Here is a 15,342-nt window from a genome sequence, read left to right on the forward strand (position 1 = left end):
GGTGGTGTCGTCGCTAATCTACTAGCCGGGTTCGTCATACTCACACACGCTTTCGCCGGTGCATATAGGTTTGGGTGCGAAGTGAGACGATGTCGTCGCGGACATCGAGTGGACGTGGACGGCGTCGGCGGTCATCGTCCGGAGTTACTCGCAGAGCGTTCTCACCCCCCTCGCGCTCTTCGGGTGGTCGGTGATGTACATCGCCGCGGTCGCTGGTTTCCAGCATCTCACGGGCTTTCGCGTCCAGGGCAAAGGCCGGGTGCAATCCGCGATCGAGCGCCAGCGGCTTCTCGCCCAGGAAGCGCTCGAAGAAGTCCATGAGCTCGTCGCCCTCGACGAGCTCCTCCAGGTTCGGGTAGTGCGTCCACGACGCAGTGCTCACGTCGAACGCCTCGCCGAAGTACTCCGGGTGAACGACGCCGTCCTCGACGGGTTCGTCAGGATCGAACAGCCCCTCGTCGGCCGGGCGCTCGAGCACGTCTCGCCGCGCGTCCCGCACGAGGTCGGATCGCGGACTCGCGGATAAAGAAGTAGCCGACTTCACGCAACCGATCCCGCAGTGCGGCCTCGTCGTCCAGCACGTCGTTGTTCTTCGGGGGCTATTCGGTCCGGGGCGACGACACGGTGAGCCGTCCGGATCCCGATCCGAACGTGCCGAATCTGACTGATCACCCAGATCGTTCACAGTACGAGTACGGTTTCTCATCCCGATCGCGAAAATAACAACGTTACTGATGTTATATCACTACCCAAAGCACCTCATATACTCACTTGCTGTACACGTTATACGAACGGATGTGGCCCGTTCGCTTCGTCGGGACCGCATGTCATCCTCGACTGGCAGGGCGGTGTCACCGGTACCTCTTCTGCCCGCGGCGTTCTACGGCTCCATTCGAAATCACGGAGGTACCTCTGTTATTTATTTCGGGTCTGCCGACCCAGTAGCAGTCCGCGCTGTCGATGTCGTCTGGACTGCTTCAGGGCGATGCCCGTTTTTCCAGTCATACTGGACGCCGTTTCCTATTAGACTGCTAGCCGGTCCCGCGCGAACGACGTTTCTGCCGCGGCGTCCAGGTCTGTCGTGTCCGGAGAGAACAGGTTCTCCCGAATGCTACGACCAGCATTCCCTGCGTCGGAGATCGTTTTGTATTACTACGAAAGATCCCACAGTAGCGAACGGCAGGAGGCACGAGCGACGCGTGAACCGGCTGTTATCTGAATCAACGAGTGATTTCGCCGATCCGATCCAGCATTACAGGATTGCCGCGATACGGCGAGGAGAGCACTCGGCCCTCGTCACCACTCTCGAAGAATCCTCGTGAAGGGCCGCTGCTGGCTGGTACCGCTCTGCGTTCGCATCTAGGTGTAGTTGATGTTTAGCTCGATCACGTTCGCCGCGCTCTCGAGCTTCTCCGGCAGTTCCGAGCGGTACCGTTCGTCCTGGAATCGGCTGGTCGGACCAGAAATGCTGATCGCCCCCTTCACCTCGCCGTCCTTGTCGACGATCGGCGTGGCGACGCACCGGAGCCCGACGAGACGGGCCTCGTCGTCGAAGGCGATCTCCTCCTCGCGCACGCGGTCCAGTTCTGCGAAGAGCTCTTCCCGATCCGTGATCGTGTTCTCCGTCGTCTTCGGGAGCCCGTGTCTGTCGATTATCTCTTCGACCCGTTCGCGCGGGAGGTGAGCGAGTATCGCCTGACCGAGTGCGGTGTTGTGAAGGTGGACCCTGTGGCCGATGTAGGAGTCCGACGTGACTGCCTGTTCCCCGTTGGCCCGATGGAGGTAGATCCCCCGCCCGTGTTCCTCGACGAGCAAGTTCGTCATCTCGCCGGTCTCCTCGGCGAGTTTCGTTACCTCCTCCTTTGCTGCTTGGTAGATCTGTTGCTGGTGTCGCGCGTAACCGGCGAGATCCAGCAGTCGCAGTCCGACGCGGTACGCGTCCCCCTCCTTGACGACGTATCCGTCGTGTTCGAGGGTCTTCAGGTAGTTGTGGATGCTGCTCTTCGAGAGGGGGAACTCGTCAGTCAGTTCGTTTACGGTGACTTCGTCCCGGGCTTTGATCTCCTCGAGTATCCGGAACGTCGTCCGCGTCGTCTTCACCATCGCGGTGTCGGATTCCGATCCCATAGCATCCCGGAGGAGCTTAGTCATAATAAATCCCCGTCCAGTAATTCTGACTAGTGGCGCGTTTCGAGACCCCGGCTTCAGCATCGTACGAGGAATCACCAAGCACAATCTTGATAACACTACCTGCAAAATTCACCGCCCGAGTCAACCATGAGCTATCGAGCGGGCATCATCGGAACTGGTGGTATCGCGGGAATGGGCATCCTCGGGATGCACGACGAGGAGGCAATCGGTAACGAGAAGATCGAGGCCAGCCACGCCGGCGGCTACGCCGCCACCGACGACGTCGAACTGGTCGCGGTCGCCGACGTCGACGAGGAGAAACTGGCCACGTTCGGCGAGGCCTGGGACGTTCCGTCCGAGCGCCGCTACGTCGGCCACGAGGCCATGATGGAGGCGGAGGACCTGGACGTCGTCTCGGTCTGTACGCCCTCGTTCTTGCATCACCGTCACGTCGTCGATGCGGCGGAGTCGGCCGCCGATCCGGACGTGATCTGGTGCGAGAAACCCATCGCTTCCTCCGTGTCCGACGCCGAGGAGATGATCGACGCCTGTGACGGGACCGACACCGAACTGGTCGTCAATCACTCGTTCCGGTTCACGGACAAGCTTCGACAGCTCAGAAGGCTGGTCGTCGAGGAGGACCTGCTGGGCGAAGTCCACTCCGTCGCCACCCAGTTCCGGATGGAACTGCTGCGCAACTCGACGCACCTGCTGGACACGCTCGTCTACCTGCTCGACGCCCGTGCCGAGACCGTCAGCGGCCACATCACCGGCGAGAACGAGGCCGTCGACTCGCTGGACGCCGAGGCGGACGTCGACGACGCCGGCGGTGGCGGGTTCGTCGTCATGGATGACGGTACCTTCACCACCGTCGACTGCACCATCCCGCGCGACGACTCCTCGATGACGCTGAACTTCGTCGGCAGCGAGGGCAAACTCTACATGAACAACGACGACGGCGAGTGGCGCTACTGGTCGCTCGAGGCCGGCGACCACGTCGAACAGTCGCTGCCGGGCATCGACGGTTCGTGGACCTGGGACGACGACTACCAGGGCTCGTTCGCCAACGCCGCCGAACACGTCGAAGCGCTGCTCGAGGGCGACGCCGAGAACCGCTCGACCGGCGAGGAGGCCAAACGCTCTCTCGAGATCATCGTCGCCTTCTACGTCTCCCACTACACCGGCTCGCAGGTCTCGATCCCGCTCGACCGCCCGCTCCGGGACGTAGAGATCACCTCCTGGTGAGTGTCGACTCGTCGCGGTGGGACGCACCGGCCTCGACTGCCCGTCGGTAGTCCGTCGAGTGGCGCGGGTCGGGGCGAGTCGTCCCGCCGTCGACGCGGCTGCTCGGGCGGATCGCGGTCTGGGACAAAACCGAAACCGCGTAGGAGAACGGTATTCGCAGGTGCCGTGAGGCCCGTTACTCGTATGTGTGGACGCTCCCGGTGGCGTTGTCCTCGATGTAGTCCCAGTCGTAGTCGACGCCGAGGCCGGGTTCGTCGGGGACCTCGACCTGCCCGTCGTCGTCGATCGCGTCGATCTCGTCGCGGTAGTCGCCGGCGTAGACCGGCGGCGTGGTGTTGGGCGCGTCGGGGTGGACCAGCGCCATCTCGTAGTAGTTCGCGTTTCGGATCGCGGCGATGCAGTGCCGCTGGGCGGGGCCGGGGGCGTGGAACTCCACGTCGAGGCCGAACCCTTCGGCGACCTTCGCGCGCTTCATCGCGCCGGTGATGCCGGCGTCGTACTCGGGATCGGCGCGCAGGAAGTCGGTCGCCTCGTTCGCGACGAAGTCTGTCGCCGGCTCCACCCCCCTGACGTGCTCGGTCTGGAGGATCGGGGTGTCGAGCTGCTGGCGGAGTTTCCGGTGGGCGTGCTGGCTGATGCCGCCGTCGCGGTAGGGGTCCTCGTACCAGAAGAAGCCCTCCTCGTCGAGAGCCCTGCCGAGCTTGAGCGCGTCGGCGAACGTCTCCAGTTCGCAGGCGGGGTCGTGCATCAGATCCATCTCGTCGCCGACGCGCTCGCCGACGGCGTGGACGGCTTCGACCTCCCGGTCGAGGTCACGCGACCCCTCGCTCCCGCCCCAGCCGTGGACTTTGAACGCTTGGTACCCCATGTCGAGACACTCCTCGGCGAAGTCGGCGAACGCTTCGGGGGTGTCGAGCCCGCCGTTCTCGTCGCCGTGGTATGTCGAGGCGTACGCCGGGAACTTCGTGCGGTAGGTACCAAGCAACTCGTGGATGGGAGCGTCGTAGTACTTGCCGGCGAAGTCCCACAGGGCGATGTCGATCGGGCCCATCCCCATGCGGTCGTACTTGCGCAACGCGCGCTTGATCTCAGACCAGTGTTTCTCGCGTTCAAGCGGGTTCTTCCCGACCAGGTAGTCGGCGAACATGTTGATCTGCGCCGCGCCCGGCGAGTTGCCGCCGACGTACTCGCCCGTGATCCCCTCGTCGGTGTGGATCTTCAGTCCGAACAGCTTGCGCTCCGTGACTTCACCGGGTTCGTAAACCAGGTTGAAGCCGTGCTGGTCGGTACCGACGTCGGGGATCTCGTAGCTGAACTCCGTGCTCTCGATCCGGGTGATCTCCGGTACCATATCAGTGGCGACTGATAGCATTGTATTAAAACTCCCTGTATCAACGGCAGCAGTTGATTGCCGACCGTGCATTGTTCCGGTCCCTGACCAGAGGGTTAATTTCTACGTCACATGTGCGACTTTCTAGGGAACATTAATTATCCTCTCTGGCTAAACGTCGCATGGATATGATTGACGAGGAGCGGCGACGAGCACTCAGAACCATCGGTGCAGCAGGTATGATCGGTCTCGCCGGGTGTTCCGGTGACGGCGGCGACGGCGATGGGGGATCCGACGGCGGGTCCAACGGATCGACGGAAGGCGGTAGCGACGGCGGTGACGGCGGCAGCGGCGACGCGGTGTCGTTCTGGAACCTCCACGTCCAGGGCGCACCCAAGGAGGCCGGCGCTGACATCGTCTCCACGTTCGAGGAGGACACCGGTATCACCGTCGAGCAGACGAAGTACGAGAACACGCCGTACAAGTCGGCGATTACGAACGCACTCGGGACCAGCAACGCCCCCGACGTGTTCTACGTCTGGACTGGACCGAACCGGCTCGGCCGGTACGTCGAGAACGGGAGCGTGATGCCACTCGACGACCACTTCTCCGACGACGAGCTCAGCGCGTTCGTCCCCGACGCGATCCGGGGTGCCAGGTACGAACAGGGCGACATCCTCTCGTGGCGGTCCGAGGACGGGAGCCTGTTCGCGATGCCGCACAACCTCTCCGGAATCGTAATCTGGTACAACAAGAAGGTCCTCCAGGACGCAGGCGTCGATCCGAGCACGCTGCAACACTCGACGGACACGACCTGGCAGGAGTTCCTCGACGTCTGCCAGACGGTCAAGGACGCCGGGTACACGCCGATCCAATGTGGTAACCGGAACCGGTGGACAATCGGCCACTGGATGTCCGCGTTCATGATCAAGTCCGCCGGCGTCGACGGCTACCTCGACGCGGCGTTCGGACTCAACGACCGGTCGCTGGACGACGACGCCATCGTCGAGGGGATTTCGCGGCTGAGTACGCTCTACGACGAGGAGTACTTCAACCGCGACATCAACTCGCTGAACAACAACGAGGCGGCCTCGCTGTTCTTCAACGACCAGGCCGCGTTCTGGCATCAGGGGACCTGGGCGCAGGAGCAGATCAGCGCCCAGGCCCCGGAGGGATTCGGCGGGATCCCCGATCACATGGACTACATGTGGTTCCCGTACTTCCCGGAACTGTACGAGAACGGGAACAACGAACGCGTCAGCGTTGTTCCGAACGCCTCCTACGCCGTGAGCGCACGGACCGAACAGCGCGGCGAGCAACACCTGGAGAATGCCATCGAGTTCCTGAAATACTGGAACAGCAAGGAGGCCCAGACGACCTGGTTCGAACAGACCGGTCAGCTCGTCACGCGCCCGAGTGTGTACGACGATATCGAGCTGGACGCCGCTCAGGAGACGATCACGAGCACGCTCGACGCCATCGACGCCGCGGACGCCGTCGCGACCGTGTTCGACGTGGCCTTCCTGCCCGAGACCAGCGAGACGCTACTCTCCGGAAGCCAACAGCTGTTCACCGACCGATCCGCTCAGTCGCTTCTGGAGGACGCACAGGAGACCAACGAGGAAGCGCTCTCGGAATTTCAGTGAGGAATGAGCACGAAAACGTCGCTAGAAGGCGTCCGAAATAGTGCCTCTTCAGCGTGGGGGACGATGAGAGACGTCGCCGAGGAGCGCCCGCACTGGCTGTTCCTGCTTCCGGCGATGTTGATCTACATCCCCTTCCTCGTGGTTCCGGCGCTGGGCATCTTCGGGCTCAGCGGCTTCCAGTGGTCCGGTATCGGCGACATGACGTTCGTCGGCGGCGAGAACTTCGCGAGCGCAGCCGGCGACAGCGTCGTGTGGACCGCGCTGATCAACAACTTCGAGGTCGGCTTCTGGAGCATCGTTCTGCAGGCAGGCATCGGCCTCCTGCTTGCGCTTGCGATCAACCGGTACTCTGATCGCCTCCGTCAGTTCTTCCAGGTGTCGTTCCTGCTGCCGATGACGCTGATGTCCGTCGCCGTCTCGCTGGTCTGGTCATACATGTACAATCCCTCCTACGGGGTGCTGTCGTCGCTGCTGCAGGCGGTCGGGAGCGACTGGAACCCGCTGTGGCTCGGCGATCCGGGCATCGCGTTGCTGGCGGTCATCTTCGTCGCGACCTGGCAGTGGACCGGTTTCCGGACCATCCTCTGGCTCGCCGGACTGGACAGCATCGACGAGAGCGTGCTGGAGGCGGCACGGATGGACGGGGCCGGCCCTGTCCAGCGATTCGTGTACATCACGCTCCCGCTGCTCAAGCCGGTCGCTATCTTCATCATGATCTACACCATCATCGGCTCGATGAACTCCTTCGTCTACTTCTGGGTGATGACCCAGGGCGGTCCCGGACACGCGACCGAGGTGATGGTGACCTGGATCTACAAGAACGCTTTCCTGCAGTCGAACTTCGGACAGGCCGCCGCGATCAGTGTCCTCCTCTTCGTGATCGTGCTCGTCCTCTCGCTACTCAACCTCCGGCTCGGTGACCGCGAGGCGGGAGGTGCCGGCCAATGAGTACGAAGGCCTCCGAGCCGCTGCGGGAGACTCTCGCGGAGCTCGGGGATAAGCTCACGCTGTTAGTGCTGTTCGTCGCCGCCGGCGTGTTCCTGTTCCCGATGCTTCTGATCGGCCTGACGAGCTTCAAGTCCCGCAGCGAGATCTTCACCAATCCGCTCTCGCTGCCCGAGCAGATTCGGTTCGAGAACTACCTCAACGCGTGGACGACCGGCGGGTTCGAGCACTACTTCGTGAACAGCGTCATCGTCGTCGGGATCAGCCTCGTGTTGATCCTGATACTGTCGAGTCTGGCGGCCTACGCGCTGGTGCAGTTCGACTTCCCGGCCGACGACCTGACGTTCGTCTTCTTCCTGGCCGGGTTCATGATCCCACCGCAAGTCCTGCTGGTGCCGCTGTACACGGTGATGAACGCGCTGGGGCTTCTCAACACCTACTTCAGCCTCATCTTCGCGTACGTGGCCTTCGGACTGCCGTTCTCGATCTTCCTGCTCCGGCAGTTCTTCGTGACGATTCCCGACACGTACGCCGAGGCCGCTCGGATGGACGGCTGCACGGAGTTCCAGGTGTTCCTCCGGGTGTACCTCCCGCTGTCGGCCCCGGCGCTGGCGGCGGTCGCCATCTACCAGTTCGTCTTCCTCTGGAACGAATTCCTCTACGCCATCATCTTCATCACCGACGACGGCCTCCGGACGCTCCCGGCGGGCCTGATGGCTTTCCAGGGGCAGTACTCGGGCGACTGGGCGCAGTTGTTCGCCGGAATCGTCATCGCGGTCGCGCCGACCGTGATCTTTTTCCTGCTGTTCCAGCGACAGTTCCTCCGTGGCATCTCGATGGGGGCCACGAAGGGATAGCCCTCGTCGGCTCGATTCCGCTCCCTGCAGTCCCGGCCGACCGCAACGGCTATTGGTACCTCACCACATACTCTGGCCGTGACTATCACGGTTCCAGATTACCTCGACGGATACGAACAGCAGTACGACGAGCACCCACGGCAGGCCGCACGTGAGTGGTTCGCCGACGCGAACTACGGCCTGTTCCTCCACTACGGCCTGTACTCTCTCCTGGGTAACCACGAGTGGGTCCAGTACCACGAGCGAATCGAACCCGCCGACTACGCCCGGCTCCAGCACCACTTCACCGCCGAGGGCTTCGACGCCGAGGCGATCGTCGAATTCGCCAGCGACTGCGGAATGAACTACGTCAACCTCACGGCGCGCCACCACGAGGGTTTCTGTCTCTTCGACAGCGACTACACGACGTACAAATCGACGGAAGCGCCGGCCGGTCGGGACCTGGTGGCTGAACTGGCCGAGGCCTGTCAGGACGCGGGGCTTGGCCTCTTCCTGTACTACTCGCACGGGTACGACTGGCACCATCCCCACGCCCCCAACCGGGACGAGTGGGGCGATCCAGTACGGCCGGCCTACGACGAACAGCCCGGCTGTTACGCAGATTCGGGACACGATCTGGACGTCTACCTCGACTACGTCGAATCACAGATCGAGGAACTGCTCACCGGCTACGGTCCGATCGCCGGAATCTGGCTCGATCCGTCGTATCTCCCGCAGCGAGATCCAGCGGCCTTCGCCGACGCCTTCCGGCTTGAAGCGCTCTACGAGGTCATCCGCGACTGTCAACCACAGACTCTGATCAGCTACAAGGAGGGCGTCACCGGTACGGAGGACTTCGTCACGCCCGAACACGAGACCGCCGAGTCCGACGTGCTCGGCGAGGTCTGTACGACGATGATCCCCGGAGAACAGTATCGGGACGAGATGGCGGGGCAGTGGGGCTACGGCGGCGACGGTGACGAGAGCCAGCAGCAGGTCTCTACGTCGTGGGGATACGCGAAAGCGGCCGAGGGGATGCACCGCGACGCCGACGAGGTGTGGCGGAAGCTCGAAGCGACCCTCTCTGACGACTACAACCTCCTCCTCAACGTCGGCCCGCTCCCGGACGGGCGACTGGAGCCGGAGGATGTCGAGACGCTCCGCTCGGTCGGTGACCGGATCGAACGCGAGGGGTTCCCCGCCTGACGAGACGGCGCTCTCACCGGTGCATTCTTGGGAACGCCCGCTGTGGGTCACGGTATGGTCGGCCACACCGCTTACGACTATAGCGGCGAATCGGCAATCGTAACGGGTTCGACGAAAGGGATCGGTCGCGGCATCGCCGAAGGACTCGCCGACGCGGGCGCGAACGTGATCGTCAACTCCCGGACCGAGGAGGACGTGACGGCGGTCGCCGCGGACCTCGACGAGCGCAGCGAGGGCGACGTGATCGGCATCACCGCCGACATGGCCAACCCCGAGGAGATCGATCACCTCGTCGAGTCCGCGATCGACGCGTTCGGCGAGATCGACCTGCTCGTGAACAATGCGGCCGTCTGGCCCCGCGAGGCGTCGCTGGTCGAGTCCTCGATCGAGGACTGGGACTTCGCGATGAACGTGAACGTCCGTGCCCAGTACTACGCCTCGAAACTCGTCGCAGTCCACATGATCGAGGAGGGGATCGAGGGAGCCATCGTCAACCACACGAGCCAGACTGGTGACCGCCGGACCGGTCGACGCGGCCTCTACGGCGTCTCGAAGACGTCGATCAACGGCCTCACCTGGCGGATGGCCCACGAACTCGCCGAACACGGCATCCGGATGAACGCCATCTCGACGGACCTCACCGAGACCTATCAGGTGCGGCGCGAGGCGGAGATGGCCGCAGAGGACGACCCCGACAGGACGGTCGGGGACGTGCTCGACGAGTGGGGTGCGGCCCGCCCGCTCGGTCGAATGGGCCAGCCCGAAGACCTCGCGAACGCAGTCATGTACCTCGCCAGCGACAAGGCGTCCTACGTCGTCGGGACGATACTGCGAGTCAGCGGCGGCGGCAACCTGGAGTGATTCGATGCGATTCGTCGACACGCACACCCACGCGTGGGGCACCGATACCGACGAACTCCCCTGGCAGGCCGAGGTGCTGCCGCCCGGCTGGGACGGGCCGTACACGGCCAGAGACCTGATCGCCGACATGGACGCGGCCGGCGTCGACGAGAGCGTCATCGTGACCACCCCGCTGTACGGGCGGGGCGTGCGCGCCAACGAGTACACGATGCGGGCCATCGAGGCGTTCCCCGACCGGCTGTGGGGCGTCGGCCTGATGGACTTCTTTCGGGACGACCCCGAGCAGGTGCGGACCGACCTCGAGCGCGTCGTCGGCCACGAGCGGATGCTGGGCGTCCGGATGCACGCCTGTCTGGAGTACGCCGAGTATCCGACGGAACTGAACCGGACGGGAGACTGGATCCTCGACGACGAACTCGATCCGGTCTGGGAAGCGGCCGCCGACCTCGACACGAGCGTCTTCGTCTTCCCCAAGGCCGAGCAGCTGTCGATGATCGCCGAGATCGCCGACGCCCACCCCGACGTCCAGCTCGTCGTCGACCACATGGCGTTCCCCGACGAGACGACCGATCCGAACGAGTCCCCCTGGACGGACTTCGAGGCCGTGGCAGAGCGCGACAACGTCGCCGTCAAGGTGAGCTCGCTCCCGCGGTCGGCCGAAACGGCGTGGCCCTACGAGGACCTGCACGGCTACGTCCGGAATCTGATCGAGTGGTTCGGTCCCGAACGGCTCATGCTCGGCTCCGACTACCCCTGGATGGACGACTGGGCGGGCTACGAGGACTGTCTCTCGTGGGTCGAGGAAGCGCCGTTCCTCTCGGCACGCGACCTCTCGTACCTGTCTCACCGGGCGTTCGAACGCGTCCACGAGCCGTAGGCGCGTGGACCGGGGGTGGTTCGATGACCACGGACGCAACCTTCTTTAGCGATTCACCCCTTGCCGTTCGTATGTCACCCGATACCGAGCGAGCGGTGTACGTCCAGCGTATCGATCCCGAGTACAAAGAGGAGTACCTCGAAGCCCACGAAGATGTCCCCGAAGGCGTCTCCGACGCGATGCATCGCGGCGGCGTCACCGAGTTCGAACTATATGTTCGTGACGACCTCGCGGTCTGTATCCTCGAAGCCGAAGACATCGAGGCCTACCTCGATGAGGTCGACGGCGACGAGGCCGTCGAGGAGTGGGAGCGCCACGTCGCCCGGTTCAAGCGCGAGGGCGTCGACGTCGACGACGAGGACGAACCGATCCCGTTCATGGAGCGCATTTGGACGCTCGAAGAGGATGCGGGCGAGTAACGCGTGACAAGATTTATCACCAAAAGTAGCGAGTGATTCCCTATGGGCGACCTCGAGATTCAGAACCTGACGAAGCGGTTCAACGACGGCTCCGAAGGGGAAATCGTCGCTGTCGACGACGTGTCGATCTCCGTCGAAGACGGCGAGTTCCTCGTCCTCGTCGGCCCGTCCGGTTGCGGCAAGTCGACCACCCTCCGCTGTGTCGCCGGTCTCGAATCCGTGACCGAGGGGACGATCACCCTTGACGGGGTGGATATCACCCACCAGCGCTCGCGCAACCGCGACATCGCGATGGTGTTCCAGAACTACGCGCTGTATCCTCACATGACCGCCCGGAAGAACATGGGGTTCGGTCTCAAGATGGGGACAGACATGGACAGCGACGAGATCGAAGAGCGCATCGAACGGACCGCGGAAATGATGGGCATCGAGGAGCTGTTGGACAAGAAACCGGGAGATCTGTCCGGCGGGCAGCAACAGCGCGTCTCACTGGGCCGTGCGATCGTTCGCAACCCTGAGCTATTCCTCATGGACGAGCCGCTGTCGAACCTGGACGCGAAACTGCGCACCCAGATGCGAACCGAATTGCAGAACCTGCAGTCCGACCTCGACGTGACGACGGTCTACGTCACCCACGACCAGACCGAGGCGATGACGATGGGCGACCGGATCGCCGTCCTCAACGACGGGGAACTCCAGCAGATCGGGACGCCGCTGGAGTGCTATCACCTCCCGGCCAATCGCTTCGTCGCGGGCTTCATCGGTTCGCCCTCGATGAACTTCTTCGAGGTCACGCAGGATCGAGACGCCGGGACGCTGGTCCACGAAGAGTTCGAGTACGCACTCGACAGCACGACTGCCGAGGAGATAGCGAGCGGTGCGGACAATCTAACACTGGGGATTCGTCCGGAAGACATTCAGCTGGCTGCCGACGAGGACGAAAACGCTCTTTCGGTCGAGGTCGACGTGGTCGAACCACTCGGTGACCAGTCGTTCGTCTACTTTACAGTCGGCGGCCAGACGTTCACCGCAAGCGTAGACGGTGAAGAGTACATCCGGGAAGGGACGACGATGGACGTCGTTTTCCCCGAGGATCGCATCCACGTCTTCGACGGGGCCTCCGGCGAGGCGATCATGAACCGCGATCCACCCGAAGCAGCCGAGGCCGAAGCCGCCGAGTTCCAGGACTCGACGTCGTTCGCGGCCGGCCAGAGCGACGACTGATCGCGATCACCGCTGCGGCCGTGGAATCGACGGTCGGCGTGACCTGCCCGTCTGCTCCGTAGACGGGGTTCTCCTGCCGGACCGGCAATGGCGCGGCGGAGGGACTCGAAGAACCACTCTGGGCCGTGCGCGTCCGAACAGGACAGCATCGACGTCTGTCGTGAGACGTCGCGCCCGGCGACGAGACACGTCGCCGGCGTAGCGAGCGTCGAAGGGGCGACGCTGCTGTGCTCCGAAAGTGGATCGGCCCCGCCCCCTCACTGTTCGAGTGGGGCGACGCCCGTACCTCGGGCGCGTGGGTCTCCCGTCGTTATCGGGGGTTGTCGACGCCGGTGAGCCGGATCGCGTATCCGTGGTCGTGATCCGGTTCGGCCGGGAGCGACACGGTCAGCATGTCGCCGTCGAGGCTGTTCTCGCAGGCCTGCGCACCCTCGTCGGTCAGTAGCTCGGCGTCGGGTGCCGCGGCGAGTTCGACGTGGGCTGGCACGGACAGTTCGAGCTCGTCGCCGGGCCAGTCGAGGGCGGTGGCGTAGAGGTCGCCGTCGCAGTGCGTGTAGCGGACTTCGACAGCACTGCTCTCATCTTCGGCGACGGCCCACGGTCGCGAGCCGAAGATCGCCTCGCCGTTGACGTCGATCCAGTCGCCGAGCGCCCGGAGTCGGTCTTTCTGTATCTCCGGGATGGTGCCGTCGGCCTTCGGCCCGACGTTGATGAGGAGGTTGCCGTTCTTCGAGACAATGTCGACGAACGAGTGGACCAGTTCCTCGGCCGAGAGGTGGTCGTCCTCGTCCTCAGCGGCGTTGTAGCCGAAGGAGTGACCGATCCCGCGATTCCCTTCCCAGGGCTCTGCGCGAATATCGTCGAAGGTGGCGTACTCCGGCGTGACGAAGTCGCCGTGGTACTCCTCGGTCCCCCGGTTCTCCGGATCGATGGTCGGGCCGATGGCGTCGGTGGAGGCGCGGTCGTTGACGGCGACGTCCTTGCCGCGCTCGTCGGCGCGGTTGTAGTAGTCTGCGATCAACTCCTTGGCGTTCAAGTGATCGCCCTCGGCCTTGGGCACGTCGAACCAGAGCAGGTCGGGGTCGTACTTGCGGATCAGTTCCCTGTGCTTGGCGTTCATGAAGTCGACGTACTCCGGTCCCGGGCCGCCCGCGTCTTCGATTGGTCCGCCCTTCTCGAAGTCGGGGTGGCCGAACTGGCCCTCGAAGCCGGGCTGGTAGTAGTTGTAGTTGGCGTGGTAGGAGGCGGCGAACTTGAGACCGTACTCGCGCACCGCGTCGGCGAGGTCGCCGACGAGGTCGCGTTCGGGTCCCATCTCGGCGGCGTTGTACTTCGCGTAGTGGCTGTCCCACAGCGGGAACCCGTCGTGATGCTCGCCGGTGAGGACGACGTAGCCCGCGCCCACGTCCTCGAAGAAGGACGCCCACTCGTCGGGGTCAAACTCCTCGGCGTCCCACTCGTCGACGAAGTCGGCGTACTCGACGTCCTCGCCGTAGGTCTCCTCGTGGTACTCCCTGGTGGGCGACTCCTCTTCGTACATGTAGTAGGGGTACCACTCGGCGTACGGCGAGGCCGTTTCCCCACCGATGTCGGCGTCGGTCGGTGCCCACGCCGGCACGGAGTAGACGCCCCAGTGGATGAAGATACCTAACTTCGCATCGCGGAACCACTCAGGTAGTGCATGCGAGTCTAGCGACTCCCACGTCGGATCGTATCCCGGCATGTGCGAATCGTCACCACGGTCGATAAAGTAGCTTTTGCCCGGGTGTCGAATCGCTGGCGAGCCCAACGGTCAAGTCACGGGGGACAGAACTCGTGCGCATGTTCGACGTTCACGTGACAAAGTGGGCAGTGTTTCCCGACGAGGATCCCGATACGTTCCCCGAGTTGGTGGCGAAGGCGAACGCTGACGGAATCGGTTATCTCCCCTGGCGCGAGACTGCGGTCGACGAGCTCGTCGCAGCCTGTGACGAGCACGACGTGCAGTGGGTGAGCACCGCGGCGGGGGGTGCCGCCGGCAACACCGGACGCGAGGGACCGGCGATGACCGATCCGGACTGTCGCGAGGCGGCCGTCGACGCGATCACCGAGACCTGCGATCGAGTCGGCGAGTACGTCGACAACGTCGTCGTCACCGTCGGACCGGAGCAGGACTGCGTCGACGAAGCGGTCCAGCAACGCGCGGTCGTCGAGGCGCTGCGCGAGGCCGCGCCAGCGGCGGCCGAGGCAGACGTGACTCTCGTCGTCGAACCGCTGAACGTCCGCGTCGACCACCCGGGGTATTTTCTGACGACGACCGATCGTGGAATCGAGGTCGTCGACGCCGTCGACCACGAGCACGTGCGACTCCTGTACGACGTCTACCACCAGCAGATCACCGAGGGCGACGTGGTCGCTCGCATCCGCGAACATCACGACCGGATCGGGATGTACCACGCGGCAGGCGTCCCGGGGCGGACCGAACTCGGACCCGACGAGCTCGACTGGGCGACGGTCTTCGCAGCCATCGCCGACACTGGCTACGAGGGGACGGTCGGACTGGAGTACGTTCCGCAGGGTGACGCCGTGCAGACCGTGTGCGACGCCGTCGCGATCCGCGATCGCGTGGAGGGGTGACCTACTG

At 63.9% G+C, this 15,342-nt stretch carries 14 protein-coding genes; 10 read left to right on the plus strand and 4 right to left on the minus strand.

What is annotated here, in order from left to right; genetic code table 11:
- Positions 1-40 precede the first annotated feature (40 nt).
- Together LCY71_RS12955 and LCY71_RS12960 are read right to left on the minus strand one after the other, a co-directional pair.
- Positions 41-499 (minus strand): hypothetical protein, encoded by a 459-nt coding sequence (locus tag LCY71_RS12955; RefSeq protein WP_225333564.1) that lies wholly within the window; start codon positions 497-499, stop codon positions 41-43.
- Between the two features lie 860 nt (positions 500-1,359).
- On the minus strand, positions 1,360-2,127 hold the full coding sequence (locus tag LCY71_RS12960; RefSeq protein ID WP_225333565.1) for an IclR family transcriptional regulator: 768 nt from the start codon (positions 2,125-2,127) through the stop codon (positions 1,360-1,362).
- Positions 2,128-2,277: 150 nt separating this feature from the next.
- Here LCY71_RS12960 and LCY71_RS12965 point away from each other — a divergent pair, with 150 nt between their 5' ends.
- Positions 2,278-3,375, plus strand: a complete 1,098-nt coding sequence (locus LCY71_RS12965; protein ID WP_225333566.1) for a Gfo/Idh/MocA family protein — start codon at positions 2,278-2,280, stop codon at positions 3,373-3,375.
- Positions 3,376-3,550: 175 nt separating this feature from the next.
- On the opposite strand, the gene LCY71_RS12970 is transcribed toward LCY71_RS12965, so the two are convergent.
- Positions 3,551-4,726 carry a mandelate racemase family protein gene (locus LCY71_RS12970; RefSeq protein WP_225333567.1) on the minus strand — a complete coding sequence of 392 codons (1,176 nt, stop codon included), beginning with the start codon at positions 4,724-4,726 and terminating at the stop codon, positions 3,551-3,553.
- Positions 4,727-4,944: 218 nt separating this feature from the next.
- Here LCY71_RS12970 and LCY71_RS12975 point away from each other — a divergent pair, with 218 nt between their 5' ends.
- From LCY71_RS12975 to LCY71_RS13010, 8 genes are all read left to right on the plus strand, one after another.
- The gene (locus tag LCY71_RS12975) at positions 4,945-6,351 is read left to right on the plus strand and encodes an ABC transporter substrate-binding protein (protein WP_225333568.1); all 1,407 of its coding nucleotides are present in this window, start codon (positions 4,945-4,947) and stop codon (positions 6,349-6,351) included.
- A 63-nt stretch (positions 6,352-6,414) separates the two neighbouring features.
- Positions 6,415-7,299 carry a carbohydrate ABC transporter permease gene (locus LCY71_RS12980; protein WP_225333569.1) on the plus strand — a complete coding sequence of 295 codons (885 nt, stop codon included), beginning with the start codon at positions 6,415-6,417 and terminating at the stop codon, positions 7,297-7,299.
- Positions 7,296-8,153 carry a carbohydrate ABC transporter permease gene (locus LCY71_RS12985; protein WP_225333570.1) on the plus strand — a complete coding sequence of 286 codons (858 nt, stop codon included), beginning with the start codon at positions 7,296-7,298 and terminating at the stop codon, positions 8,151-8,153. Before LCY71_RS12980 ends, LCY71_RS12985 begins: the two co-directional genes overlap by 4 nt.
- 78 nt (positions 8,154-8,231) lie before the next feature.
- Entirely contained in the window at positions 8,232-9,338 is a 1,107-nt protein-coding gene (locus LCY71_RS12990) for an alpha-L-fucosidase (protein ID WP_225333571.1), read from the plus strand.
- A 54-nt stretch (positions 9,339-9,392) separates the two neighbouring features.
- Positions 9,393-10,199 (plus strand): SDR family NAD(P)-dependent oxidoreductase, encoded by an 807-nt coding sequence (locus LCY71_RS12995; protein WP_225333572.1) that lies wholly within the window; start codon positions 9,393-9,395, stop codon positions 10,197-10,199.
- 4 nt (positions 10,200-10,203) lie between these two features.
- Entirely contained in the window at positions 10,204-11,076 is an 873-nt protein-coding gene (locus LCY71_RS13000; protein WP_225333573.1) for an amidohydrolase family protein, read from the plus strand.
- A 71-nt stretch (positions 11,077-11,147) separates the two neighbouring features.
- On the plus strand, positions 11,148-11,495 hold the full coding sequence (locus LCY71_RS13005; protein WP_225333574.1) for an L-rhamnose mutarotase: 348 nt from the start codon (positions 11,148-11,150) through the stop codon (positions 11,493-11,495).
- A gap of 42 nt (positions 11,496-11,537) precedes the next feature.
- Positions 11,538-12,719 (plus strand): ABC transporter ATP-binding protein, encoded by a 1,182-nt coding sequence (locus LCY71_RS13010; RefSeq protein WP_225333575.1) that lies wholly within the window; start codon positions 11,538-11,540, stop codon positions 12,717-12,719.
- Between the two features lie 310 nt (positions 12,720-13,029).
- On the opposite strand, the gene LCY71_RS13015 is transcribed toward LCY71_RS13010, so the two are convergent.
- Complete coding sequence (locus LCY71_RS13015) at positions 13,030-14,442, minus strand: alpha-L-fucosidase (protein ID WP_225333576.1); 1,413 nt, start codon at positions 14,440-14,442, stop codon at positions 13,030-13,032.
- 98 nt (positions 14,443-14,540) lie between these two features.
- On the opposite strand from LCY71_RS13015, the gene LCY71_RS13020 reads away from it, so the two are divergent.
- Positions 14,541-15,335, plus strand: coding sequence for a TIM barrel protein (locus LCY71_RS13020; protein ID WP_225333577.1), 795 nt, complete (start codon positions 14,541-14,543; stop codon positions 15,333-15,335).
- Positions 15,336-15,342 lie beyond the last annotated feature (7 nt).

This window comes from Halomicrobium urmianum (genome assembly GCF_020217425.1).
GTDB classification, from domain to species: domain Archaea; phylum Halobacteriota; class Halobacteria; order Halobacteriales; family Haloarculaceae; genus Halomicrobium; species Halomicrobium urmianum.

Excerpts from the sequence above, each read along its gene's own strand:
- LCY71_RS12960 (WP_225333565.1), bottom strand. The coding sequence starts at position 2,127 with ATGGGATCGGAATCCGACACCGCGATGGTGAAGACGACGCGGACGACG.
- LCY71_RS12965 (WP_225333566.1), top strand. The coding sequence starts at position 2,278 with ATGAGCTATCGAGCGGGCATCATCGGAACTGGTGGTATCGCGGGAATG.
- LCY71_RS12970 (WP_225333567.1), bottom strand. The coding sequence starts at position 4,726 with ATGGTACCGGAGATCACCCGGATCGAGAGCACGGAGTTCAGCTACGAG.
- LCY71_RS12975 (WP_225333568.1), top strand. The coding sequence starts at position 4,945 with ATGATCGGTCTCGCCGGGTGTTCCGGTGACGGCGGCGACGGCGATGGG.
- LCY71_RS12980 (WP_225333569.1), top strand. The coding sequence starts at position 6,415 with ATGAGAGACGTCGCCGAGGAGCGCCCGCACTGGCTGTTCCTGCTTCCG.
- LCY71_RS12985 (WP_225333570.1), top strand. The coding sequence starts at position 7,296 with ATGAGTACGAAGGCCTCCGAGCCGCTGCGGGAGACTCTCGCGGAGCTC.
- LCY71_RS12995 (WP_225333572.1), top strand. The coding sequence starts at position 9,393 with ATGGTCGGCCACACCGCTTACGACTATAGCGGCGAATCGGCAATCGTA.
- LCY71_RS13000 (WP_225333573.1), top strand. The coding sequence starts at position 10,204 with ATGCGATTCGTCGACACGCACACCCACGCGTGGGGCACCGATACCGAC.
- LCY71_RS13005 (WP_225333574.1), top strand. The coding sequence starts at position 11,148 with ATGTCACCCGATACCGAGCGAGCGGTGTACGTCCAGCGTATCGATCCC.
- LCY71_RS13010 (WP_225333575.1), top strand. The coding sequence starts at position 11,538 with ATGGGCGACCTCGAGATTCAGAACCTGACGAAGCGGTTCAACGACGGC.
- LCY71_RS13015 (WP_225333576.1), bottom strand. The coding sequence starts at position 14,442 with ATGCCGGGATACGATCCGACGTGGGAGTCGCTAGACTCGCATGCACTA.
- LCY71_RS13020 (WP_225333577.1), top strand. The coding sequence starts at position 14,541 with ATGTTCGACGTTCACGTGACAAAGTGGGCAGTGTTTCCCGACGAGGAT.